Origin of the sequence: Paenibacillus sp. DCT19 (assembly GCF_003268635.1) — a bacterium.
GTDB lineage: Bacteria > Bacillota > Bacilli > Paenibacillales > Paenibacillaceae > Paenibacillus.
The window spans coordinates 4,882,385-4,906,705 of the sequence record NZ_CP029639.1 but is presented as its reverse complement, the minus strand read 5'-3'; the positions used below and the strand labels follow the sequence as shown (position 1 = coordinate 4,906,705).

At 44.8% G+C, this 24,321-nt stretch carries 24 protein-coding genes; 16 read left to right on the top strand and 8 right to left on the bottom strand.

Annotation, left to right across the window (positions count from 1 at the left end; genetic code table 11):
* Nucleotides 1–215 precede the first annotated feature (215 nt).
* From DMB88_RS22475 to DMB88_RS22460, 5 genes are all read left to right on the top strand, one after another.
* Entirely contained in the window at nucleotides 216–1,415 is a 1,200-nt protein-coding gene (locus DMB88_RS22475) for an MFS transporter (RefSeq protein ID WP_128104563.1), read from the top strand.
* 350 nt (nucleotides 1,416–1,765) lie between these two features.
* Nucleotides 1,766–2,071 (top strand): DUF2089 family protein, encoded by a 306-nt coding sequence (locus tag DMB88_RS22470; protein WP_128103138.1) that lies wholly within the window; start codon nucleotides 1,766–1,768, stop codon nucleotides 2,069–2,071.
* On the top strand, nucleotides 2,071–2,244 hold the full coding sequence (locus DMB88_RS30340) for a hypothetical protein (RefSeq protein WP_164848771.1): 174 nt from the start codon (nucleotides 2,071–2,073) through the stop codon (nucleotides 2,242–2,244). The genes DMB88_RS22470 and DMB88_RS30340 overlap by 1 nt, the downstream gene beginning before the upstream one ends.
* A 153-nt stretch (nucleotides 2,245–2,397) precedes the next feature.
* The gene (locus DMB88_RS22465; protein WP_128103137.1) at nucleotides 2,398–2,976 is read left to right on the top strand and encodes a hypothetical protein; all 579 of its coding nucleotides are present in this window, start codon (nucleotides 2,398–2,400) and stop codon (nucleotides 2,974–2,976) included.
* 22 nt (nucleotides 2,977–2,998) lie between these two features.
* Nucleotides 2,999–3,304, top strand: a complete 306-nt coding sequence (locus tag DMB88_RS22460) for a DUF3139 domain-containing protein (protein WP_128103136.1) — start codon at nucleotides 2,999–3,001, stop codon at nucleotides 3,302–3,304.
* A gap of 250 nt (nucleotides 3,305–3,554) precedes the next feature.
* Here DMB88_RS22460 and DMB88_RS22455 read toward each other — a convergent pair whose 3' ends face one another.
* From DMB88_RS22455 to DMB88_RS22430, 7 genes are all read right to left on the bottom strand, one after another.
* Nucleotides 3,555–3,971 carry a hypothetical protein gene (locus DMB88_RS22455; protein WP_128103135.1) on the bottom strand — a complete coding sequence of 139 codons (417 nt, stop codon included), beginning with the start codon at nucleotides 3,969–3,971 and terminating at the stop codon, nucleotides 3,555–3,557.
* A 361-nt stretch (nucleotides 3,972–4,332) separates the two neighbouring features.
* Nucleotides 4,333–4,656, bottom strand: a complete 324-nt coding sequence (locus DMB88_RS22450; RefSeq protein WP_128103134.1) for a YxeA family protein — start codon at nucleotides 4,654–4,656, stop codon at nucleotides 4,333–4,335.
* A gap of 22 nt (nucleotides 4,657–4,678) precedes the next feature.
* Nucleotides 4,679–6,559 carry an FtsX-like permease family protein gene (locus tag DMB88_RS22445; protein ID WP_302476293.1) on the bottom strand — a complete coding sequence of 627 codons (1,881 nt, stop codon included), beginning with the start codon at nucleotides 6,557–6,559 and terminating at the stop codon, nucleotides 4,679–4,681.
* A complete protein-coding gene (locus DMB88_RS22440) occupies nucleotides 6,486–7,382 on the bottom strand; it encodes an ABC transporter ATP-binding protein (protein ID WP_164848770.1) in 897 nt (298 codons plus the stop codon). The genes DMB88_RS22445 and DMB88_RS22440 overlap by 74 nt, the downstream gene beginning before the upstream one ends.
* 180 nt (nucleotides 7,383–7,562) lie before the next feature.
* On the bottom strand, nucleotides 7,563–8,207 hold the full coding sequence (locus DMB88_RS30600; RefSeq protein WP_217363755.1) for a sensor histidine kinase: 645 nt from the start codon (nucleotides 8,205–8,207) through the stop codon (nucleotides 7,563–7,565).
* A complete protein-coding gene (locus DMB88_RS30595) occupies nucleotides 8,204–8,599 on the bottom strand; it encodes a hypothetical protein (protein ID WP_217363754.1) in 396 nt (131 codons plus the stop codon). Before DMB88_RS30595 ends, DMB88_RS30600 begins: the two co-directional genes overlap by 4 nt.
* Before the next feature lie 10 nt (nucleotides 8,600–8,609).
* A complete protein-coding gene (locus DMB88_RS22430) occupies nucleotides 8,610–9,287 on the bottom strand; it encodes a response regulator transcription factor (RefSeq protein WP_164848769.1) in 678 nt (225 codons plus the stop codon).
* Nucleotides 9,288–9,626: 339 nt separating this feature from the next.
* Between DMB88_RS22430 and DMB88_RS22425 the strand changes: the two genes are divergently transcribed.
* A complete protein-coding gene (locus DMB88_RS22425; protein WP_164848768.1) occupies nucleotides 9,627–11,648 on the top strand; it encodes a methyl-accepting chemotaxis protein in 2,022 nt (673 codons plus the stop codon).
* A 92-nt stretch (nucleotides 11,649–11,740) separates the two neighbouring features.
* Here the strand turns inward: DMB88_RS22425 and DMB88_RS22420 are convergent, their stop codons facing one another.
* On the bottom strand, nucleotides 11,741–12,103 hold the full coding sequence (locus tag DMB88_RS22420) for an iron-sulfur cluster biosynthesis family protein (RefSeq protein WP_128103130.1): 363 nt from the start codon (nucleotides 12,101–12,103) through the stop codon (nucleotides 11,741–11,743).
* 250 nt (nucleotides 12,104–12,353) lie between these two features.
* Between DMB88_RS22420 and DMB88_RS22415 the strand changes: the two genes are divergently transcribed.
* The 10 genes from DMB88_RS22415 (at nucleotide 12,354) to DMB88_RS31500 (ending at nucleotide 24,321) form a co-directional block, all read left to right on the top strand.
* Entirely contained in the window at nucleotides 12,354–13,304 is a 951-nt protein-coding gene (locus DMB88_RS22415; protein WP_128103129.1) for a metallophosphoesterase family protein, read from the top strand.
* A gap of 124 nt (nucleotides 13,305–13,428) precedes the next feature.
* The gene (locus tag DMB88_RS22410) at nucleotides 13,429–14,457 is read left to right on the top strand and encodes a LacI family DNA-binding transcriptional regulator (protein ID WP_128103128.1); all 1,029 of its coding nucleotides are present in this window, start codon (nucleotides 13,429–13,431) and stop codon (nucleotides 14,455–14,457) included.
* 181 nt (nucleotides 14,458–14,638) lie between these two features.
* Entirely contained in the window at nucleotides 14,639–15,910 is a 1,272-nt protein-coding gene (locus DMB88_RS22405) for an ABC transporter substrate-binding protein (protein ID WP_128103127.1), read from the top strand.
* Between the two features lie 114 nt (nucleotides 15,911–16,024).
* Nucleotides 16,025–16,912 carry a carbohydrate ABC transporter permease gene (locus DMB88_RS22400; RefSeq protein WP_128103126.1) on the top strand — a complete coding sequence of 296 codons (888 nt, stop codon included), beginning with the start codon at nucleotides 16,025–16,027 and terminating at the stop codon, nucleotides 16,910–16,912.
* Nucleotides 16,905–17,750, top strand: a complete 846-nt coding sequence (locus DMB88_RS22395) for a carbohydrate ABC transporter permease (protein WP_056701540.1) — start codon at nucleotides 16,905–16,907, stop codon at nucleotides 17,748–17,750. Before DMB88_RS22400 ends, DMB88_RS22395 begins: the two co-directional genes overlap by 8 nt.
* Before the next feature lie 154 nt (nucleotides 17,751–17,904).
* A complete protein-coding gene (locus tag DMB88_RS31505; RefSeq protein ID WP_254438308.1) occupies nucleotides 17,905–18,342 on the top strand; it encodes a hypothetical protein in 438 nt (145 codons plus the stop codon).
* On the top strand, nucleotides 18,339–19,400 hold the full coding sequence (locus tag DMB88_RS22390; RefSeq protein ID WP_254438307.1) for a glycoside hydrolase: 1,062 nt from the start codon (nucleotides 18,339–18,341) through the stop codon (nucleotides 19,398–19,400). The genes DMB88_RS31505 and DMB88_RS22390 overlap by 4 nt, the downstream gene beginning before the upstream one ends.
* Nucleotides 19,401–19,453: 53 nt before the next feature.
* On the top strand, nucleotides 19,454–22,402 hold the full coding sequence (locus DMB88_RS22385; protein ID WP_128103125.1) for a beta-galactosidase: 2,949 nt from the start codon (nucleotides 19,454–19,456) through the stop codon (nucleotides 22,400–22,402).
* Nucleotides 22,403–22,678: 276 nt separating this feature from the next.
* Nucleotides 22,679–23,278 (top strand): GNAT family N-acetyltransferase, encoded by a 600-nt coding sequence (locus DMB88_RS22380; RefSeq protein ID WP_128103124.1) that lies wholly within the window; start codon nucleotides 22,679–22,681, stop codon nucleotides 23,276–23,278.
* Nucleotides 23,279–23,913: 635 nt separating this feature from the next.
* Nucleotides 23,914–24,321, top strand: coding sequence for a hypothetical protein (locus tag DMB88_RS31500; RefSeq protein WP_254438306.1), 408 nt, complete (start codon nucleotides 23,914–23,916; stop codon nucleotides 24,319–24,321).

Genomic DNA, 24,321 nt, shown 5'->3' with positions numbered 1-24,321 from the left:
GAGTGCAGGAGCAACCTGAAGAGCACGTTTATCACCGGATTTTCCCCCTTTAGGAGGGGATCAGCAAAATCTGGGGATAACAGTGACCGGAAGATGGTACTGCAATCGCAGTGGTGAAGTGTAATCATTTTTTTCTGAACTTACAGGAGGAACTTATTTTGAGTCAGCAAGTAGATACCCAAGGGAGTAAGAGAAAGTTCAACAAGCTATACGCCATGCAACTGGCAACGATCTTTCTGGGCTTTATCGTATTTGGTATATCTGAAAATATTAAGGGACCAGCCATTCCGCGCATTCAATTCGACTTCAATCTCGATGAGAAACAGCTCGGCACGTTGTTGTCCCTGAACGCATTAGGGTATCTGATCGCCTGTTCGTTCACGGCTATACTGGTTCGCAAATGGGGCATTAAGGCGGTAAGCATTATTTCGTTTGCCTCCATGATCCTCTCGGGTGTGTTTATTTATGTGTCGCATACATATCCGCTCTTTGCCTCATCCTATTTCTTTATGTACATCGGAAACGGTATGCTTGAAATCGCACTAGCGATTCTGGGTGCACGGATTTTTGTGAAAAACACAGGTACGATGATGAACTTATCTCATTTCTTCTATGGATTGAGTTCAACGGTTGCTCCGTTGCTCGCAACAGGAGTGATGTCCCTGAAGGTGTTTGGACACGAACTGGATTGGCGCGGCATGTACCTGGTGATGCTGTCGCTCTGTCTATTGCCGATTATTGCGGCACTGCGTAGCAAGTTTCCAGGGGATGATCTTGCTCACGAAGATCGGACTTCTCTCAAGACATTAACGCGTGATCCAGCGATCTGGCTGATGGTGATGATTCTTTCTTTTGGCGTAGTATCTGAACTTGCGGTTGGAGGTTGGCTCGTTAACTTCCTGGAGAAAGCCTATACCTGGGACACCGTGAAAGCTTCTGGATTGTTATCTGCGTTCTTCCTTGCTTTCTCGCTGGGACGTTTGTTGCTTGGACCACTGACAGACCGGATCGGATTCGTATTGTCCCTGATTGTGTTCTCGGCGTTCTCGGCAATATGTACGTTTGCGGCTATCTTGGGCGGAGAGCGTCTGGCTGTACTGTTCGCTGTATCTGGCGCAGGTATTGCGATGATCTATCCAACCGTTATGGCGTTTATCGCCAAGCGTTATCCGAATGGCAGTGATACCGCGATAACCTTCACTGTCACCCTAATGGGGGTTGGTAGTGTTATTGGTAACTATGTAATCGGCTGGGTCATTGAAGGCGTGAAGCAAATGTATGGTGCGACAACGCAGCTAGGTCTACTGCGCGGACTTCAGGCGGGCTATGGATTTATTGGACTGTGTGCAGTCATCTGTGCGGTGTCTGGCATCGTGTTGTACGTTTATTTGAAAAGAAGACAGGAACTCATTTGATGCACAGGGATATGGCATTTTAATAGGTAAATGAACATTGATTCAAACACTGACGAATTTGTCTCCTTCGGGAGATAAACGTCAGTGTTTTTTTATTAAGGGAGTGATATGACCGCCCTTGAAAATTTATTGTATTAATGGGATAGAAGACCTTCGGAGTTACAGCGAGTTTTTTTAAAAGTTTAAAGTGCTCGATATTTAAGCTTATTCTTTCAATAGTGTAGGAAGTAGTCATAATATTAAACTGAAATCATTTATATAATATTAAAGATTATATAATCATTGATTTTAATAAAGTTAAAGTTTATTATAATAATATTAAAGTGAATACATGTTAAGGAGGTATCCTTATGACGATCAAAAGTGTCCCTGAATGGATGATTAATCTCGATGAAGAGGATGTTACATTTATCAAAAAGTTCATTCTTCAATCCGGATCGTTGAAACAAATCGCTTCCATTTATCAAGTTACATACCCGACAGTTCGTCTCAGACTCGACCGATTAATTCAGAAGATCCAGATCACGGAAAGGGAAGATCAAGATCCGTTCATCTCTCTCGTTAAAAGACTGGCTATCAACGATAAGATTGATTTTGAAACAGCCAAGCTGCTTGTCAACGAATACCACAATTCGAAGGATAAAGGAGAGAGGTAATGATGACGGTTACTTTAATAACAATAATTATTGTCCCCTTGCTCATGTTGGTGGGAGCTTTAGCATTATTTTTCGTCATTAGATATTTTATTAAATATAACGCCCAAGTGAATAAGAGAAAGAGCCCACAACAAGAAGAGTTGGATCGAATGAAAATTGAGGATCTGAAGTAAAGCCAAACGCATAATCATAAACGACTTCATGTGAAATCCATGTCTGACTTTAGAGATGGGTTTCTTTTTGATGTTTTGTACAAATGAGTGTAACTTTTCATAGGCAAGTACCATCTAGTATATATACGGTTTGAAGGTAGGGGGGCGAATGGGATGAAAAACAAACCATTTGTATTCGGTGTGTTGATCATCGTTCTAATCGCAGGCATCAGTTACATTATTGCAGATCAGACGATAGAGAACACAGAAACCATAAGTAGCAGCGATCATCATATCTTTGCAGACTATGAAGAACTGGCGGAACGTGCTGATCTGATCGTTGAGGTGACGGCAACGGACGAGTCTACCCAGGTAATTGAGGATAAGAGAGGAAGAGGTCATACAGTGACCCGTGTAGTGGTGAATCAAGTTTTTGCGAATTCAACTCAGCAGAAGCTTCTTCATGATCAACTTAATATTCTGGAGCCTACGTATGTCATGCGCAATAGAGGGCTATATACGGGTGTAACTCGTTATAACTATGGTCACTATACCCCGATGCATGCGGATCAGCGGTATGTCTTGTTCCTAACTTGGGATGAACAACGGCAAGGCTATTGGGTGCGTTCGTTAGAGCAGGGTAAGTTCAATGTGGATCATAGAGATACAGAAGAGCAGGCAACCAGAGCCAACAATCCGCAGCTACAAGCGCTGAAGACAGATGTATTACAATATTTAGCTTATTTAGACTAAGAATCTAAAAAATGGGTTACTAATGACTAAGAAGTGGGGTGAAGGTACGAGAATACTCAAGAGTGGTCTAATTGTTGTGGCTATAATAATTATGGCGTCCGTAACGTGGTATAGCTCATATCAGAAGGACATGCGTGAACTGGAAGAAAGGCTACGAACCCATTTAATTGTTGATCAAGGCGTGGATGAGAAGCGTATTGTAAGTATTGAAGCACGGCGTAGCAAGATGCCGATGTATCCTGTTGTGGTGCAATTCAATGATACTCCCCAAGAATACATCTATGTGTTTCGAACTGATCAGTGGATACAGCTGACGCCTGAACCCTGACAGCACAAGCTTCCAGTGCGTAGTGATGACGGCGATCAGTCGAACCAACGGAATGCACGGAGGAGCTGAGACCACCCGCGTAAACTTCAATGGTTTAATATTATCCATGCCTCTCTCCCAAAAAAAACAACAAAAAGAAGCCTGACTATAATGTCAGGCTCTTTCTAATTTCTTTAATGACTCATCTGAACTGGTTCTTAAGCTGATTAATAAGAGCTACAAACAAGATAAACAAAATCACACGTTTAATCTACAATCTCAGACTCCGCTGGTCATACTGCCTGGCATCCTGCTCTTGCTTCAAATAGCGTTTAATTGGTTGATGCAGCAGTAGTACAAGTAACATGAAGAAATGCAATACTACCAAGAAATTCTGTAGGAAGACCACTCCGAAGAAGAGTGTCATGCTCATGAAGGTGATCGTCAGCTTATATCGTCTCTTCGAAATATACACGATGGTCAGGATTGGCGGCCCTACGATGAGTATGATACGAAGCAGGATATTAGCGAATAAAGCAATTAGATCGAACATAGGTAATCCCACGTAAGCAGCCCTATACTGGAACAGCTCCATAAGCACAGCCACCATCGAAATGATGATGTAGATGGATTGCACACCTAATAAAGCGCGAATTACATTAAGTAGTGTTGGCATTTTGGCATTCAATACGTTTCTCTCCCTAATCAATATGTAGTTCTCTAATTATACGGTGAGGATGTCATATTTTGTATTAACCCAAAGTCTGTATTTTCCAATCGGGCAAATAGAGGCATATGTCCTAAAATAGGTATGTGGAAGATTCATAATGCACTACATAAGCATGCAAATGCCAAAATACGCGCAATAACGAAATGTAAAATTTATCATCACTACTACCATTGTAAATACGTCTATTAATCAGTATCTCTCCTGAACTTACATCCAGTAATTTCTCAAATAAAAGACGTACTGATTAACCAAGTGTGGATAATCAATACGCCTAATATGAGAAAGCTTTAGTTAGATTAGACATAACATTGCATCATACTTATTTAGAAGGTATTTCACCTTCATCTATGAATTCATAATTTTCAGTATACGTACCTTTGGCGAGTACTTTTAAGAATGTGCCTTGCTCTAGTCTGGTACTGGTGCTGAACACCACTCGTTTCGTTTCACCACTTTCGGTCACACCCTGCTCCTTATATTTATATCTGCCATCATCATCTACAGGTTGATCTTGAACCTCAACATATACATATTGCTGTTCAATCCATGGATTGAAACGATCGAATGGCTCCCGTGCGAAGAAATATAGACCAGAGATGATAACGATCCCAACGAGACATGATATGAAGATCCTTTTTTTCATTACTTTCTTCCTTTCTATAGCTTTATAGCGAATTCGTGACGATGCTTTTGTAATATCGAATGGTAACGACGGTGAACATCAAATAGATGAGAATATACGCTGCCATACTGATGAGGATCGGGGTAAGCATGCTTGCAGCGATAAGAATAGAGCCTACGTTAAGGGCAAAAGCTGCATGTGTTAACCCAATACCTAACGGAATTAAATAAACAAAGAGCTGTTTACGGATAATACCTTTCATCATATCGTCGATTTGAAATCCGAGTTGTCGCAGTGTTCGATAATGATTCTTTTCTTGTTCCGCCTCTGTCATTTGTTTGAAGTACAGAATGCTTCCTGTGGATAGGATAAATACCAAGCCTAGAAATCCGGCAATGAATATAAGGAGTCCGAAAGTTTGACGTGATCCCTCGTATGCAGAATAGAAGTCTGTGAGATACAGGTCACTGTCCACATCAGCTAGAAAGATGTCCGAGGCGGTAGCGGATTGCTCCGTACCTACTATATTGAAGACATCAAAGGTCACTAATTCTTTGTATTCATCCTCCTGAATACTGTCTTTCATTTTGTTGAAGGTATCCTCAGAAACAAGTAATTGATCGCCATAGAAAATGTAATTCATCACGTTCTGTAGCCTATGCTTGGAGACAGTTAGTAGATTGGTTTCATTATTGGAGGCGAACTGTACTTGTTTTGGAGATGAAATCTCCATTCCTTCTATCCTGGCTCGTGAACTATGATAGATGGCTTCATCATCTTGGGGATGCTCCAGATCTACGCCAAACTGTGCCATCTGCTCTGCGGAAAAAAGCAAAAACGGTCTGTTACGATGACTTGGTTCTGAATGCTGATTCTCATCTACCCACGAGCCATGGAATCGAATGGCATCAACTTGATATTGATTGAAATCTACCTGATCCTCTTCTAATTTACTTGTGATCTCAGCAGCTTCTTCAGACATATTTTCCATTGCAAAATCAAAAGGCATCGACAACCTTACATCCTTTTCGGTTGAATAATATAAGGAGTAGGAAAGTGAGATCATCGTAATGGTCATAGCAGACAATATCGTGATTAAGGTTAATGAATTGGCGTGACCTTTCATTCTGTGCATTAAGGATGCCACGGAGAGGCTGTTAACCAAGCCGAGATTGCCATTTTGCTTTTTGCGAAACACATATAATATCCAGCTTATGGTCGTATGGAAGACTAGATAGGTGCCAAGGATCGTGCTGGCAAGCACGATTAACATGAGAAAAATGAGAGCATCCGCATTGGTTGCAATAAAGGTGGACACATAATAACCCAAGCCGATTAGACTTAATCCAGCGAAACCCAAAATGCCTGAAACGATGCTTGGACGTTGGACAAAAGTATCCTTTTGATGACTGGCTTGGAATAGTTGAAGTAACGTACTGCGATATACCGTCCATGTGATCTGTAACGATGTGACAGCAATCAAGCAGGTAAACACCACAATGGTTTGAAGGAGTGCCTGACTGGAGAAGGTTAAGCCAAACTTGGCTTCGATTCCCAACACATTCATGAACAGTAGGAGAAAGAGTCGTGAGAGCAAGGTTCCGACGCTCATTCCGATCAGTAAAGCCCCTAGACCAAGAATCATGTGTTCCAAGATCAATACCCGAGCTACCCAAGCCTTAGACAAGCCAATTAACTGATACAATCCGATCTCTTGGCTGCGTCGCCGCATAAAGATATTCGTCGCATACATCGTAAACACAATCGTAATTAGAATGAGTAATATGCCTGCGATTTGAAAGGCTGTGGAGAAGTTCACGCTGGCTTGAAACATGTCAACAGCGGTTTGATCATTTTGCAGAGTCGAAAAAATAAAGTACAAGCTTATGCTGAAAATCATCGCGAAAAAGTAGAGGTAATACATTTTGATGTTTTTCCGCATGCTGCGAATCACTAATCTTTGAGTATTCATTTGGGCTGCCTCCTCCAAGAACGGCCTGCATATCCAGAATATCTTTAAAGAAGGCTTCTCGCGTTTTCTCACCCCGGTATAATTCAGCGAATATTTTGCCGTCTTTTAGAAACACCACACGGCTGCAATAGCTGGAAGCCAGCGGATCGTGAGTAACCATGACAATGGTGACTTGTCGCGATTCGTTGATCTCATGTAAATTCTCTAATAGGTTAGAGGCTGCTTTGGAATCCAGCGCACCGGTAGGCTCATCTGCAAATACAAGCGAGGGTGAATGAATTAACGCTCGAGCCGCAGAGGTACGTTGTTTCTGGCCGCCTGAAATTTCAGAAGGATACTGATCAGCTAATTCCCGGATACCCAAAATGTCCGCAATCGCATTAAACTCGTTTTCAGCTTCCACTTTACTTATCTTGGTTAAAGATACAGGCAGTAATATATTTTCCTTTACCGTTAACGTATCGAGCAGATTGTAATCTTGAAAGATAAAGCCCAAATGTTGACGACGAATATCTGAAAGCTGTCTATCTTTCATTTTAGAAATCTCGTGCTCTTGTATGAAAATCTTCCCATCGGTCGCTCGGTCAATTGTCGCTAACGTATTGAGAAGAGTGGTTTTGCCTGAGCCTGAAGGTCCCATAATGCCGACAAACTCACCCTCGGTCACGCGAAGATCAATTCCTTTTAGTACCTGTTGGGCATTTCCTTTTGAACCGTAAGACTTACTTACGCCTTCAGCGTTTAAGACGGTTTTTGGTACCTTGTGATGTGTCATTTCATACACTCCAATCGAGTTGTTCTACATACAGTGTAGTTCTTTTCAGCCTCTGGGTCGTAAGCTTTAGATGATAAAATTGGATTGAATGTGATATTTCTGTCACTTTGCCGACTACATCAGCCAATGAAAAAGCAGTCAGGTTATATAAACGTCCTGACTGCTTCAATATTGCCGTGTTTATAGTAATGATCGTCTGAGCTGATCAAACGGATTGCCATTCGTGAATATCATCGAAATCGAGGTTCCTTCGCAAATAGTAGAATCAACTTCAAGTCGAACATGCAATTTCTTGCTTATTTCTCTGGCAAGATACAGTCCCATTCCCGTAGCGGAGTGCTGTACTCTCCCATTTTCGCCCGTAAAGCCTTTATCGAATATACGAGGCAGGTCATGTGGTTGAATTCCAGGCCCTTCATCTTGAATGGTTACAATCACGGAATCATGTTCATGAAGTTCAATGTGGATGAATAGTTTCCCATCGGTTGGGCTGTATTTAATCGCATTGGTCAAAAGCTGTCTGATTACAAACCCGCACCACTTTTTATCGGTGTACACAGTAATCGCGGAGCTCGCTGTCAGATCAATGGATATATTTTTCTCCATACACCAGGTGGATAACTCTCGAATCTCTTCTCTTAGCAGATCTTTCACGTCCAGCTGCTCTGGAAGTAAATCGGAGTCCAAGTTAGCTAACCGCGAAATGTAGAGCTGTCGATCAATTAATAAGTGCATTCGCAGCCAGGACGCGTTTAACCGTTGAGCCAGCTCATTCGAACGATGTGCATCCATCGTTATTTTCATCGCAGTAAGGGGCGTTTTCATCTCATGAACCCATGAGGCAAGATCCGTATGTTCCATGAGCTGGTGGGACTGTTCCTCACGACGCTGGCTTTGATGATGTTGATGAATGTTTTGCAATAGCGTGTATACGATACGATCTGGAAAATAGTTATGAGGTTCGGGATGTCTTGGAACCAGTCCTCTTCGATCGGATTAGAAAGGGCGAGCAGCGATTTATAATAGGCGGTTTCCTTTTTATATCTCCAGATCAAGAAGCCTACAAAGATAATTAGAAACAACGAATTCAAATAGATGAGAGAATGAGGCTCTACACGAATGCCGGCATCCAATTGGATCAAAGCATTGGTAAGAAGCAGCAGTAGTCCAATCAAGAGAATCCAACTTTTTTTATACTTGAGATAAGCGATAAACAATGGGAACCTCCTAAAGGGTAATGGCCATATATCCCAGACCTTTTTTGGTCACAATCCCATCGGCTAAATGAAGATAGGAGAGCTTTTGACGCAATCTTGTGATGTTAGCTGTAAGTGTATTGTCATTGATGAATTGATCATCATCCCAGAGCATCTTCATCAGTTCATGACGTGAGATGATCTTATTGTTCGATTTAACCAAGACCGATAAAATAAAAAATTCATTTTTGGTCAGATCAATGGTTTCCCCATCCTTATAAATTCCACCATTTCTTAGATCAATAATCGCTTGATTCCACTCGATAACATCGGAGGAAGCCTCTTCATATGTATAGGTTCGACGAAGAATAGCCTGTACCTTGGCAATCAATACATCCATATTAAAAGGTTTAGGCACATAATCGTCCGCCCCTAAGTTCATCGCCATTACCATGTCCATCGGATGATCTCTTGAGGAGAGAAAGATAATAGGAACTTTGGACACGGCACGTATTTCCCTACACCAATGGAAGCCGTCAAACTTAGGAAGTTGTATATCAATAATCACTAGGTGAGGGCGACGCTCTACAAAGGAATCCATCACATATGCGAAATCGGTTGGGCTACTAACCTCATATGACCACTGACCTAACCCTTCTCGAAGTGCTTCCAGGAGAAGAGGATCATCTTCAATAATAAAAATATTCATATTCAGTCATTGTCCTCCTTCTACAAGTGTGTATGTATTTATTCTGCATTGCAATTAGAAAAACTGCATAAACGCTACCAAAACAACCTCGCTGAATCGTTGGTATGGTAAATACCGATTCTACTAAAGGTAAGCCCTCTTTTCAATTTATACCCTCAAATTTTGGATGAAAAAGGTAGTTGAAAAATAATTTAAATTTAAAACGCTTTCCATACTGTAGGTTTATATTATATCTGCCGATATAGAATTAACCCATATGAAGTGGGCGCTAATTATGACCTAAAATGGATGGTGAATGTATTGAAGTTAATCGCTAAGGCGAGGGAGCGAATGGCCAACATGTCGTTCAAAGTAAAACTGCCGCTGATGATCAGTGTGCTGGTATGTATCGTACTGGCAGCGACAGCCGTGCTTTGTTACAAAGTGGCCGAAGGCATCACACTGGACAAAAGTAAAGATGAGATTCGAGCAACTTCTGACCGGGTTGGGGAGGGTTTATTTGCAACGTTAAGTATGGAGGAACAATCTACATTCCTTATTACGACACATGGAGTGTTTCGAGATTTATTAGCCATTCGAAATCAAGAGGGACAAGATACAGAGGCTTTTTTTGCGGACAATAGTGAAATGATAGATCAAGCGAACGGAATACTGGCGGATAATCTGGCAGGTATGGAGGGCAATAGCACCATTATGCTACTGGATCGTAGCGGGCTCGTGGTAGCATCGAACAATCCCGAAGCGCTACAGGGTGACCGGTCAGATCGATTATATTTTCAACAAGCTATGGAAGGTAAGAACATCATCAGTGAAGGTGTAATCTCGAAGTCGTTAGGCACACTGGGCAATGTCTTCGCGATGCCGATCTATGACGAGAATAATCAAGTGCTGGGCATACTCACTTCGGTTGTATCCACTGCGTTCTTCGTAGATCAACTGCATAGTATTAAAATCAATGAGGCTGGAAAAGTCATTGTTCTGGATCGTGTAGGAACGGTAATCTACCATTCAGCAGATGAGACATTGATTAGCCAGAAGATGACAGACGGAGAATATCAGTCTCTGGTTGATCTGCCTGCGAGTGATCAACTGCAACAGGGCGAGGCAAGCACGGAGGATAAAGTCGTATTTTACTCCAAGATTCCAAGATCCGATTGGACGATTATTGTGGAGGACAGCTACGAGGATGTCAAGAAACCGTTAACTGCGATGGCAAACAAAATGATTATTGTGCTGCTCGTTGCAATTGCTGTGTCGATCCTATCGGGCATCTTAATCTCACGCCTGGTAACCAAGCCAATCAGCCGTCTGACAGTTCTGTTCAGACAACTTGCGGGCGGTGACTTGACCGTTCAAGCACAGGGGAAATACAGCGGTGAATTCAAGGCATTGGTCGATAGCTTCAATGCTATGGCACAAGGCAATAAACAATTGATCTCCAGGATGAATCATTCCATTGGAGTCCTGAATACCAGCACGACAGAGTTAGACCGTTCCACACAGCAGACGTCAGCATCGATTGCCGATACAACTACAACAGCCGTGGAAATCTCGCGCGCTATGGAGTCTCAGGCGAATGATACCGAAGCGATTGTTAATAAATTCATGAACGTGGGCGACAAGATCGCGAGCGTGAATGAGATGTCACAAGAAGTGAAGCAGAAGGCGGATGGCATTACAGATGCCTTCAAGAATAACCATGCCGTGATTGATGCACTTATTATGGTCAACGATCAGAACGAAGCTGAAGTGCACAATATTTCACAGACAACCCTTCAGCTTGCGGAGAGCTCTTCCGATATCCATCAGATCACGGGTACCATCTCGGAGATTGCGACGCAAACGAAGCTGTTAGCACTCAATGCATCCATTGAAGCAGCAAGAGCGGGGGAGCATGGACGCGGCTTCGCCGTAGTTGCTTCCGAGATTCGTAAACTTGCGGAGCAGACTACGTCCCAATCGGAGAATATTAGTCGCATTGTGACGAAGACGATTGAGCATGTGGAGCAAAATAACCGCAGTGTACAAGCGATTGAGACGATTACGGAGCAACAGAAACAGAGTGTGAATCAGACGAAGCAGACCTTTAATTTCGTAACAGAGCATATGAATGATCTCATGGATCAGGTTCAAGCCATTGCCTCCCAGATTGAATCCATTGAACGAGATAAAGATGACGTTCTAGGTGCGGCACAGAACTTGTCTGCTTCAGGTGAGCAAGTATCCGCTTCTGTAGAGGAAGTAACAGCGACGATGCAGGAACAGTCTGGCATGACAGGACATCTTGCTGAGATGGTGGATACGATTAATGGTCTGACGGAGCAGCTTGCTGCAGAATCAGCGAAGTTCAAAACCGAATAGTATGCTAAAAATGGATTCACGCAAAAACCTCCATTCCCATGTATGATAGGGATGGAGGTTTTTGGGTTTTTGTGCATTTTTATGCTATATTTTTATCGTACAACCCATCCAGTTGGCTGCGGGGCTACTTCCGCCGTATCCCGAAGATCGTACACCTTCACATTGCTGCCATAGATCATGGAATCGCTGCATAGGCGAAAGCAGGGGAAGCTGTTTTCCGACTGCAGGCGTAAGTTGGGTTCAAAATAAATTTGCTGCTGCTTGTTGATAAGAAAAGGGAGCGTACTGGATTCAATCGGGATGTCATCGCTGTCTGGTTCATTAACGATTAGGAGCACAGCAATACCGTCACATCCACATCCATCCGTGTCATAAAATAGCTTGAAATAGCCCGGCTGATCCTTGAGTTTTGCGCTAAGTCGTGATTCTGCCAATGGGCTAACCTGAATGATCATACAACGTTCACACTCCTCTAATCGCCAAATGAATTCGCTTACATTAATAATATATGGAGAATCGCTGGCAAATAGAAGATGAAATCGAGAACGAAATGGAGAAAAATAAATATGTATTGTCTTCATCACGCGAATCATGAACAACTCAGGAGCTAGCCCAACATATAGTTGAAGAAGTAGACTAAGGAGTAGTTCAGAAATAAGCATAGGAAATAGTTAAGTCATTGTTAAGAGCAAGGAGGTACCATCATTGAGAATTATTACACTGTCAGAGCACCCGATTGAAACACTGGATTACCTGAATGCTGTCCCAGGCGGAGAAGTGCAAGCGGCACAACTTCCCATCTATGTTGGAACCATCTCGGGTCTTCCGAACGGACTGGATGCGCTGATTGTAAGCTCGGATTTGCAGGGGATTGTACCTCTGCCTTACGTCAGAGACAACACTGGGATTGCTTCGAATTCAGACGTTCAGATTTCTACACATAGACCATCTCAAGATGAACCAACATTGAGCAGAGAGGAGGATTCGTTATTGGGCGAGGTGTTACCGGATTATGTTCGCTTGCTACTTGAGGTGGAGATGCCTGAGATTGATCCGAATCGAGTGGGTGTATTGCTATGTGGTGACCTATATGCCCGGCGCGGGAAAAGGGGAGCCAGCGGCAATCCGGTTCCCGTCTGGCTTGCCTTCAGGGACGCCTTCGGCTGGGTTGCCGGCGTGGACGGCAACCATGATCTCACCGATGAGGCAGGCGCCCATCGGTTACACAGCGACGCGGCTATCCATTACATGGATGCGCCCGTCGTGATTAACGCGAGCCTGCCCATGGATGGGCTCGCGTCCTCTGCCGCCAGTCAGCCGCTACGCGTTGCTGGCCTTGGCGGCATCATCGGCAGGCCGGATAAGCCGAACCGGCTGCCGGAAGAGCAGTACCTGCAATCCTTGAGCAAGCTGCTGAAGCAGCAGCCGGATTGCCTCGTACTGCACCAGAGCCCAGGCATTGCCGAGCTCGGGCTGATGGGTGAAGCATTGATCCGTCAGGCTTTGGAAGCCGGATCGGAAACGGTCGTGTTCTGCGGGCATACCCACTGGCATACCTCGCTCGTGCAACTAAACAATGGCACACAAATTGTGAATGCCGACAGTAAGCTGTTTATTTTTACAAAAGAGAAGGATGGAAAGTCTGAGAAGGGTTAAGCATTCTCATGACACGGCAGGGGAGTCGTTCTGGCTCCAAAGTCGTCCAATGAAACCCGTTTCATCGATAATCCTAATCTGGTATGATAAGCAGGAAAATCAGCGAAAAAGGAAGGTTCTACATATGACACCTATTACGATATATGATATTGCCAAAGAGGCGAACGTATCTGTATCCACGGTTTCCCGGGTGCTTAATGATACGGCACCCGTACGTGCAAGCACGAGGGAAAAGATCATGTCGATTATCGCCAAGCACCAATTCCAACCTAACGCCCAAGCGCGCAGTCTGATCAAAAAAGAAACAGGCACCATTGCAATCATCCTGCCAGATATTACGAATCCATTCTTCCCGGAAGTATTCTGGGGCGCAGAGAACGAGGCGCGTGGTCTAGGATATACATTCTTTCTCTGTAACACCGCAGGCGATTACAATCGAGAGTCTGAATACCTGTCCATGCTGCGCGAGAAGCGGGTAGACGGTATTATTTTCCTAGGCGGGCGCATTAATATGCAGTCCTGTCCGGATGACATGGCTCAGGAATTGATTGATGTTGGCAAACGTACGCCGGTTGTGCTGGTCAATGGCAATATTGCCAAAGGCGGCTTCCACCGCGTGTATACGGATGAAGGTGCTGGGGCGGCTCTAGCAGCTGAACATTTACTCGAACTGGGACATAAGGACATTGCATTTGTGGGTGGATTGAAGGAGTTAGCGACCACGATGGTTAAGGTCAAGGCGGTTCAGAAAAAGCTCCGTGAGCATGGTCTCGAAATCCCGAAGGACAGACTCTTATTGGGCAGCTTCTCCATTGATGACGGTAAGCGGGAGATGGCTAAGCTTCTGGAGTGTGATAATCCGCCAACAGCAGTCATCTGCGTGAATGACAATACGGCGATTGGTGCAATGAAGACGACCATTGAGCACGGCTTATCCATACCGAGAGATATTTCGATCGTAGGTTTCGATGATACACCACTCGCAAGTGCTGTGATTCCTGAACTTACAACCGTCTCTCAGAACACGTATCAACTGGGCAAACTGGCGGTGGATAAGCTGCATGAGCTGATTAATCAGCGACAAGTGAAGAAGCAAACGATCCTGCAACCTGAACTCATCATACGTCAAAGTACAGGGCCAGCACCACGATGAAAAGGGTTACGTTCTCAAAAAGAAAGCGTTGACATTTTCTCCAAGGGTGAAATATAATGAGTGCGTAAATGAAACCCCTTTCATAAAGTGAAGCGGGTTTTATGTTTCAGCTTAATGAAACCCATTTCATGAAATGGGTTTCAATGAAATAATCCATTCATTATCCAAGGGGGCGTACAGTATGAGAAGAAGTTTAAAGGTCATTTCGTTATTGATGCTGGTCATGGTATTTGGTCTGACAGCCTGTAGTAAAGGCGAGAATGGTGGAGCAAGCGGTTCGGAAGGTGGCAAAGTCGATCTAAGTATGACGATCTGGGGCTCAGAGGATGAGAAGAAGATTTATCAGGAACGGCTCGACATTGTGAAACAAACCTATCCGGACATTAACGTGAAGCTCAACGTTGTTGCAGGGGATTATGACCAGAAGGTACAGACGATGATTGCCGGCGGTACTGCACCTGACATCATGATGATTGCCGAGAACTATCAGGCGTACGCCTCTAAGAATCAGATTATTCCGCTCGATGACATGATCAAGGAGCACAATGTGAACATGTCAGAGCGTTATTCAGACGATATCGCGAACTTGATGAAATATGATGGCAAACAATTCGGAATGCCTGACCGCGCTGGCGCGATGGTGCTTTTCTATAACAAAGATCTGTTCGACAAGGCTGGTGTAGAATACCCAACCAAGGAATGGACACAAGAAGATCTGCTGGCGGCAGCTCAGAAGCTGACCGTGCAAGAGAACGGCAAGACGGTTCAATGGGGTTACTATCCAGGTAGCTGGTGGCCGCAATGGATGCAATTGATCTACCAGAACGGTGGCGGAATCTTCGACGAGAATGGTAAACCTTCGTTCAATACAGAGCCTGTGCGCAAAGCGTTGCAGTTCATGAATGACTTAACGTTTGTACACGGTGCAAGCCCGACACCAACGGAGATTGCGGATATGGGAAATATCGGTGCTGACCCGCTGTTTGCTCAAGGCAAAATCGCGATGGAAACGACAGGATTCTGGAATATTGGTTCACTTGCTAAGGTAGAAGGCATCAACTGGGATATCTCTCCGATCTGGGGTGAAACCAACGCGTTCTTCAATGGCTTCACGATTACCAATGCATCCAAACATAAGGATGAAGCGTTCAAGGTGATCGAAGCACTCACGACCCCTGAAGCTCAGATGCCAATGATCAAAGCAGGCCAGGATGCACCAGCAACGAAAGCAGGTCTCTCCAGCGACGAGTTCCTTAATGCGGAATATGGTGGCAAAAAAATCAATATGGCTGCTTTTAGTGAATCTACCATTTACGCTGAACCGTTCAATCCACAATGGAATGAAATGATGAAGCTGATCAATGACAAGCTCGGCGTGTATTTCAACAACAAAGCTGCACTCGATGATACCGTAAACGAGATTCAGAGTGGACTGGAAAGAATCTATAAATAGAGGTTGTTCAAGAGCGAACCTTTTGAACACGAACAAATAGATCGACAGGGGGACAGACGGAATTCGGCATGAACCCGGGTTCCGTCTGCTCGCTTTGTTATGGGAGGGCTTAACGTGAAGAAAAAGGACGGGAAATGGTTTTATATCTTTATCTCGCCTTGGCTAATTGGTTTCCTAGGACTTACCCTGGGCCCGATTTTGTTTTCCATCTACATGAGCTTCACCAACTGGGATCTGTTCCAGTCCCCGAATTTCATCGGTATTGATAACTACAAAACCTTGTTAACCGATGACCCGATCTTCTGGAAGTCGGTGGGTAACACCTTTTTCTATGCCTTGATATCAATACCACTAGGGATGTCCATCTCACTCTGGATTGCCTATTATCTCAACAAAAAAATTAAAGGAATTACGTTCTTCCGCATTCTATTCTATCTACCTTCTGTCGTTCCAGTCGTAGCAAGCTCCTTGCTCTTTATCCACTTGCTTGCACCAACAGAGGGCTTGATTAACCAGGCGCTTGCTGTATTCGGTATTCAAGGTCCTGCTTGGCTCCTTGATCCGAATTGGGTAAAACCTGCATTGATTCTCATGTCCTTATGGGGCGTTGGGGGCGGCGTGGTACTGCTGCTGGCGGGTATGAAGGGTATCCCTCAGGAGTTGTACGAGGCCGCTGCCATTGATGGAGCCAAAAGCTCGCAATCCTTCTTTCACATTACATTTCCAATGCTTACGCCCGTCATTTTCTTCAACCTGGTAACAGGCATGATTGGCGCGCTCCAGACGTTCGCACAGGTATTTATCGTTACAGCTGGTGGACCAGATAATTCAAGTCAGATGGTTGTACCATACCTGTTCCAGAATGCATTCCAGTTCTACAAAATGGGATATGCATCCGCAATTGCTTGGGTATTATTCATCATCATCATGGCACTGACCCTGGTTGTGTTCCGTTCATCAGCGCTATGGGTGCACTACGAGGAGGGAAAAGCGAATGAGTAATCCATCGACTGTCGAGAAGACGATATCCTACATTTTTCTGATTCTGGTCGGGGTGCTGCTGGCTTCCCCTTTCCTGTACATGATCTCTATTGCACTGGCGAGTGACGCAACGACGGTAAAATCAGCCTTTACGTTTATTCCACTCGAATTCCAATGGTCGAACTTCTACACCATCTTTACGAACAATAATCTTGGCACTTATCTGAAAAACTCTATTATTATCACGGTATTCACGATTATCGGATCTGTATTGTCTGCATCGATCGTATCGTATGGATTCGCGCGAATTAAAGCGAGAGGCAGTCGTTTCTTATTTATCGTGCTGCTCAGCACAATGATGATTCCAGGTGAGGTTACGATGGTGCCGCAATTTATCATCTTCCGTCATCTGGACTGGATTAATACCTTCTATCCACTGATCGTACCAAGCTTCTTCGCGGGTGCGTTCAACGTATTCCTGATCCGGCAATTTGTTATGAGTATTCCAAAATCACTGGATGAAGCAGCGATGATTGACGGCATGGGTCATCCGGGGATCTACTGGAAAATTATTATGCCGCTGACCTATCCAATATTGGCTGCTATCGCTATTTTCTCGTTCTCCTATAACTGGGGGAACTTCATGGGGCCGCTCATTTATATCAATGATCCGGAGAAAATGCCACTTGCCCTTGGTGTTCAACTTCTGACAACCGTTGGTGGCGGGCAGATGCCTCCATGGAACTTAGTCATGATCGCTTCGCTATTCCTAACGATTCCGATGGTACTCGTTTATCTATTCGGACAACGTTATGTATATGAAGCAAACATTAGCGGAGGCAGCAGCGGTATCAAGTAACGAAAGTGATGTAGCGAGATGTTACCTAACATGTGCCGCTCCAACGTAACAATTTAACGTTAGGAAACCAAAATGTATAGGCAAACAAGTGTCAGACACACAAAGGTGACTACACATGCACGATCGGTGCACTGGAGAGAGGATTGTGTGAACCATGAGTCGTGATCAACATCGTAGCAGACGCAGACGAAGCTACATCCTGATGGGTGCAGCCCTGGTTGTACTGCTAGCTGGAGGAGGAATTGTATTGAATCAATTTGCCAATGGACAATCGAAGCCACTTGCCTTTGAGGGAGAACCTGTGAATTTGAAGCTGGAGCAGTCCTATGATCACTTTGAAGGTTGGGGAACATCACTTGCGTGGTGGGCGAACAATATGGGTGAATGGAAGGATCAGGCGAAGGTAGATGAAGTGATGGATCTGGTATTTGACCCAGCCAAAGGGCTTGGACTGAATATTGTTCGTTACAACATTGGAGGCGAGGAGAACCCTGAGATGAAAGCGTTACGTCCCGGGGCGATGTTCCTGGCTTCCAACCTGAACCGGGCGAATGGGACTGGGAGGCGGATGCAGGTCAACGTGCGGTATTGAAAGGTGCATTGGAACGAGGCGCTGACATTGCGGAAGCCTTCTCGAATTCGCCGCCGTACTGGATGACGATCAGTGGATCTGTTACGGGAGCAGTCGATGGAAGTAATAATTTGCAGGAAGATCAGTATGATGCATTTGCCGATTATTTAACAGAAGTGGTTAGACATTATCGCGATGAGTGGGGCATTACGTTCCGCACACTTGACCCTTTGAACGAGCCGTCCTCGGACTGGTGGAAGAAGGGCAATATGCAGGAAGGCAGTCATTTTAGCAACGACAAGCAGGCAGAGATTATCAAGAAAGTAGCGGCTTCTCTTCAAAGCAAAGGTTTGGACGGCACGGTCGTTAGCGCAGCGGACGATAATAGTATTGATGAGACGGTATTCAATTTCAGCCTCTATGATCAGGACACATTGGATGCGATCTCACAGATCAACACTCACTCTTATAATGGAAGCAAAATGGAGGAACTCCGCGAGCTTGCTAAGAAGCATGGCAAGAAGCTGTGGATGTCCGAGTATGGAACAGGTGGAAGCGAGCCGCATAGTCATGACGATATGACATCAGTACAGGAACTGGCTGAGCGCATTATGTTCGACCTCAAAGTGATGCAGCCTTCGGCTTGGGTATATTGGCAGGCGGTAGAAGATGAAGGTGCAAATAACAACTGGGGCTTCATCCATGCGGATTTTGCTGCACAAGATTCGTATGAACTTACCAAACAGTATTATGGTATGGCTCAGTTCACGAAGTTCATCCGTCCGGGTGCAATGATCATTCCAACGGATGATGGGCGGACACTGGCGGCATATGACAAGACCAGTCAACGGCTGGTGTTAGTGATTCGTAACGAGTTATCTGCTGGCAAGACCTCGTTTGCACTGGAGCCGTTTACCTATGGGAATTCAACTACTGCACAGGTCTATCAAACCTCACCGGACTCAGATATGAAGCAGTTGGAGGACATTAAAGTTTATTCAAATGGAATAGAGGTCAATACGGCAGAAAATTCGATTACAACCGTTGTATTGGAAGGGGTTACACTTCAATCTCAATAATGGTATGTTATACAAGGTTGAACTGAATTAGATAGAAGGAGGGGAACACATCGATGAGAGAGAAACCATCCCTGTTGGTTCAAGATCAAGCAGGCGAGAACAATGTCGATTCCCAAATTATTGGCTCCACATCAGACCAGCTTCCATTGGAGCTGACGTATGACCAGCGTAGCTTCATGCTAAATGGAGAGCGCGTATTTCTGAATAGTGCTACAATTCATTACTTCCGGATGCCAAAGGAAGAGTGGAGACAGTTGCTAGTGAAAGCCAAGCTTGCTGGCATGAACTGCATTGATACGTATTTTGCTTGGAATGTCCATGAGCCTGAGGAAGGGCAGTGGAACTTCGAAGGAGACAACGATTGCGGAGAATTCCTTGATCTGTGTGCAGAGCTCGGAATGTGGGTTATCGCTCGTCCGGGGCCGTTTATCTGTGCTGAATGGGATTTCGGCGGCTTCCCTTATTGGCTCGGAACGAAGCCTGACATTAAGTTCCGTGAAAATAATGAAACGTATCTCCATTATGTGGATCTATATTTTGACCAACTCGTACCGATTATCCGTAAGCGTCAGATTTCCTCTGGCGGCACTGTCATTCTGGTGCAAGTCGAGAACGAGTATGAATATATCAAGGATGACGAAGCGGCAAGCGAGCATATGATCTATCTACGCGATGGGTTATTACAGCGTGGAATTGATGTGCCTTTGATCACTTGTGTCGGAGGAGCAGAAGGCACTATTGAGGGCGCTAATTTCTGGTCGGGTGCAGATGGGCACTATGCGAAGCTCAGAGCGAAGCAGCCAGATACGCCGAAGATGGTGACCGAGTTCTGGACCGGATGGTTTGAGAATTGGGGTGGGCCTTCCGCAATCCAGAAGACACCGGCTTTACTTGAGAGACGAATCATGGAAATTCTCCAAACCGGATATACGGGCATTAGCCACTACATGTTCTTTGGTGGTACGAATTTCGGTGGATATGGCGGTAGAACGATAGGTAGCAGCGATATCTTTATGATCACTTCCTACGATTACGATGCTCCGCTGAATGAATATGGGCGTGTAACCGAGAAATATGCAGTTACGAAAACGGTATCTTATTTTGTAGATGCATTCGGGCCACTGCTTCTTGAATCGGAAGCGGTTCCTACAGAGCAGGTTAAAATCCGTCACCCGGAAGGATTGTCTGTACGTGGTCGCACTGCGGATAACCAGCATATCTGGTTTGTAGAAAGCCACAAAGGTGAACGTGAGGGAACTACCATAACGTTTGAAGATGGTCGAACACTTCCGATCACTGTAAATCCTGGACAGATCATTCCGGTGCTGGATCGCGTTCGCCTTGCGGATAACGTCTATGTAACGAGCGGAGCCTTGATCACGGGTAATGAGATGATTAACGGAGAGCTGAACTTGTTCATCTCAGCAGATTCCGGACAGCGATCTGTATTGGATCTGGAAGCGCCTGCATTGGAAGTCGTTAGCAGTAGCATGCAGGTTCTTGTGGAGAAGGATCCGGCACGAGATCTATATCGCTTCGACTTATTCCACTTCCGTGAACCGGGAATCATTCGTCTGCAGGCGGGCGATGTGTCCATTCGATTGATTGTGCTCGATCGGGACTCGATGAACCGTACATGGCGCTTAGATGGTGTTAGTCAGAATGAACATCGTTATGCGATTGGCTTTGATGAGGTTCAAGTCTTACCGAATGGCCAGGTGAAAGGGTCGATCTCTGATCTGGATCGCACTGTAGTGTTACTCGGCGATTGGCAGGATGGCGAGCAGACGTGGACAGGGCGTGAATTCATCGCTCGGACAGAAACAAGTGAGCCGTTGTCAGCTTCATCCGTTGCAGCACTTACACCTCCAGTGGCACCAATATTGTCACGTTCTCCAGAGGTAGCACGTGTGAAACTGGCAGCTGATCAGCGTCCAGCAAGTGGGCAACCCGAGCACTTCTCACAGTACGGGCAAGATTTCGGTTATCTGCTCTACGAGTGTGATTTCGAAAGTCCGAATGGCGGAATGACGCATATTGTACTTCCTGATCTTCAAGATACCGCAAGAGTCTATGTGAATCAGGTAGAACAGGCATTAGTGCGTCAGGTTGGTGCCGCAGGTGTGAACATTCAAGCAGCCAAAGGTCATAATACGCTGCAGATTCTCGTGCAGCAAATGGGTAGGTTGAATTTCTCACCGAATCTCGGAGAGAGCAAAGGGCTTGCTGGTTCTGCATATCTGGGCGGTTCGGTACAGGATATTCGTCGTGACTGGCAGGCGGCAGATGCATCTATACAACTGAATGAAGTGAACAATCTAGCGGAAGCTCCACTTCTGAGCAGAAGTTTTGAGCTAGATGGCAATGACCGTGCGATTCTGGTTGGTGCTGTAAGCAAAGGGCTTCGCGTGAACGGCACCGAAGTGCCGATGGAAGGTTACCATGATTGGTTCTCCTTCGCTACCGTTGACCTTTCCAGCTATCTGCGTGAAGGTGAAGTCAATACATTGGAAATGCCTTATTCCAAATCCCCGCTTGAGCGGCTTGAACTGATCTTGTATCGTAGTGCCGATGAATTGAGCGGTTGGCGTATGGCGGGTAATGATGCATTGCTTCCGCAGCAGTGGGAGACACAAGAGGTAGGAGTGCCATCTAGTCTTCTGGGCGAACATGCGGCTACTACTGGCAATCGTACTGCCAATCAGGGAGAAGGTCAGCCTGCATGGTACCGTTGGAACTTTAAAATGCCAGCCGTATCCGACCAGTATGATGTGAATGTGAAGGTAAGACTTACTGGAATGAGCAAAGGCACGCTTCATCTCAATGGTCATGATCTTGGACGTTACTGGCAGATTGGTCCACAGGAGGATTACAAAATCCCTGTCGCCTGGTTACAGGAAGAGAATGAGCTATTGTTATTTGATGAAGAAGGACGCTCGCCAGACCGAATTCGTCTATTGTTTGACGAGCCATCCAAGTATCCGTGGGTGAGCGTCAAGTAGACGAAACAATGAATGTTTCGGTGAAATGATTGTAGTTCCAAGACGTGTGTTGGTGCCTAGTCGTTAAGTAGCGACGGGTGCCAACACACGTTTTTGTTTTTACAGTGGATGCATATGCAGCCAACATGATTGAATGCACAATCGCTGATGGAGACGCACAGATACCTGTTTCTATTCGAATAGCGAGAGGATAGCTTCACGGAGGGTCTGTCTAAGATAGGCTTTCTTATCTATAGAGAAGCGTTGTAAAATATTCTAAAACAAAGGAGATGACCTATGAGTAATCGATTTGATTTTGATGAATTTCCTCAACTAAGGACAGAACGATTCAACCTCCGGTCGGCAGAGGTCAAAGACAGCCATGATATTTTGGAATTATATTCGAATGAAGCTGTCATTGAGTTTATGCCGTTTACACCTTTTGAGTCGGTGGATGATGCGAACGGTGAAATGAGCTGGTATGCGAAGATTTTCAGAGAAAAGTCAGGTTTGCGTTGGATGATTGAGGATTGTGAATCTGGGAAAGTCATTGGAACCTGTGGGTTTCTCAACTTGGAAGAAGTACATAACCGTGCTGAGATTGGATACGATCTACACCCTGATTATTGGGGACGAGGTGTCATGACTGAGGTAGCTGGAGCAGTTATGCAATTTGGATTCACCAGCATGCAGCTCAATAAGATCGAAGCAAGAGTAGAACCGAAGAATGAGGCGTCGATTCACCTGTTGCGCAAGCTTGGTTTCCAGCAGGAAGGCGTGTTGCGGGAGCATGAGTTTGAGAAGGGTAGATACGTTGACCTCGCCGTGTTCTCTAAACTGAGAAGTGAAAAAGGTCATGCAAAAGAATCCGCACGTAGCCCAGAAGAAATGGAGTGAGCTGTTGATGTGTCTCAAATTCGTGTTTGTCAATGGGTCAAGCTATTAAACGGATCAAACCCGGGACGTAATCACGGTTAACGGCTTGATCGATTAAAACACACTTAGTTTTAAAGATTAGGGACTGATCCTATTTGTGAGATAGGGATCAAAACACCTTTCAAGTTTTAAGCAGCCAGTTGTCGCCAATGAACCGGTGACTGGCTATTTAGCTTGTTTGAATACGAATTGAGTTACAGTAAGTTATGTAGCCTCGACTATTGCCGTCGTTGTACTGGTTAACGATTCTCCATTGACCGCTACAATACCATCCCATCCAGGTTTCCGCTTGCGTCTTGTTCCGTATATTTAATTACCCTGTGACTTTATATTTTAGAGACTTTATACAAATTGGAACGATTACGTTCCATCCTCCCTCTGTACTTCGATTCTATCTCAGAGTTGACATATCCTCATTAACGAAGAGGCACTATGTGGTCAAATTCATAGGAAATGAAACCGTTCATATTGCACAAATACACCTCATAATTTGATACTTTCTTCGTATTCAATATTGTCCATAAAATCCCGATTAATATAAATACATGTTATTTAGGATTATTATGAAAATAATGTTGGATACAAGGAGGCGTGTTGTGAGTATTTCCGCTATTACGTACGGTCAGGTGAAGATAACACCGTACGAAATCACTCGTTTGCAAACACTTGAAGTTCACCGATCGTTAAATGGACATGCCAGATTAAAATTGGAAGCGGTCATACCGGAGGTGCGAAAAGACAGTTATGTACAAGCCACGACATCTCAGACAGATATCACAGTGAAGGTGGTGGACGATGAAGGGAATGAAACTACGTTTTTTTCCGGTATTGTGCTTCATGTCAAAGTGAAGGTCGTTAACGGTGTACATACGCTTTTAGTAGATGCGATATCCCATACCCATCTGCTGGATCTGAAGCTACACAAACGTTCATTCCAAAATCCGAACCTCACCTATGCCAATCTGGTCAGGAAAATCATATCCCCTATGACGGTTCGGATGTGA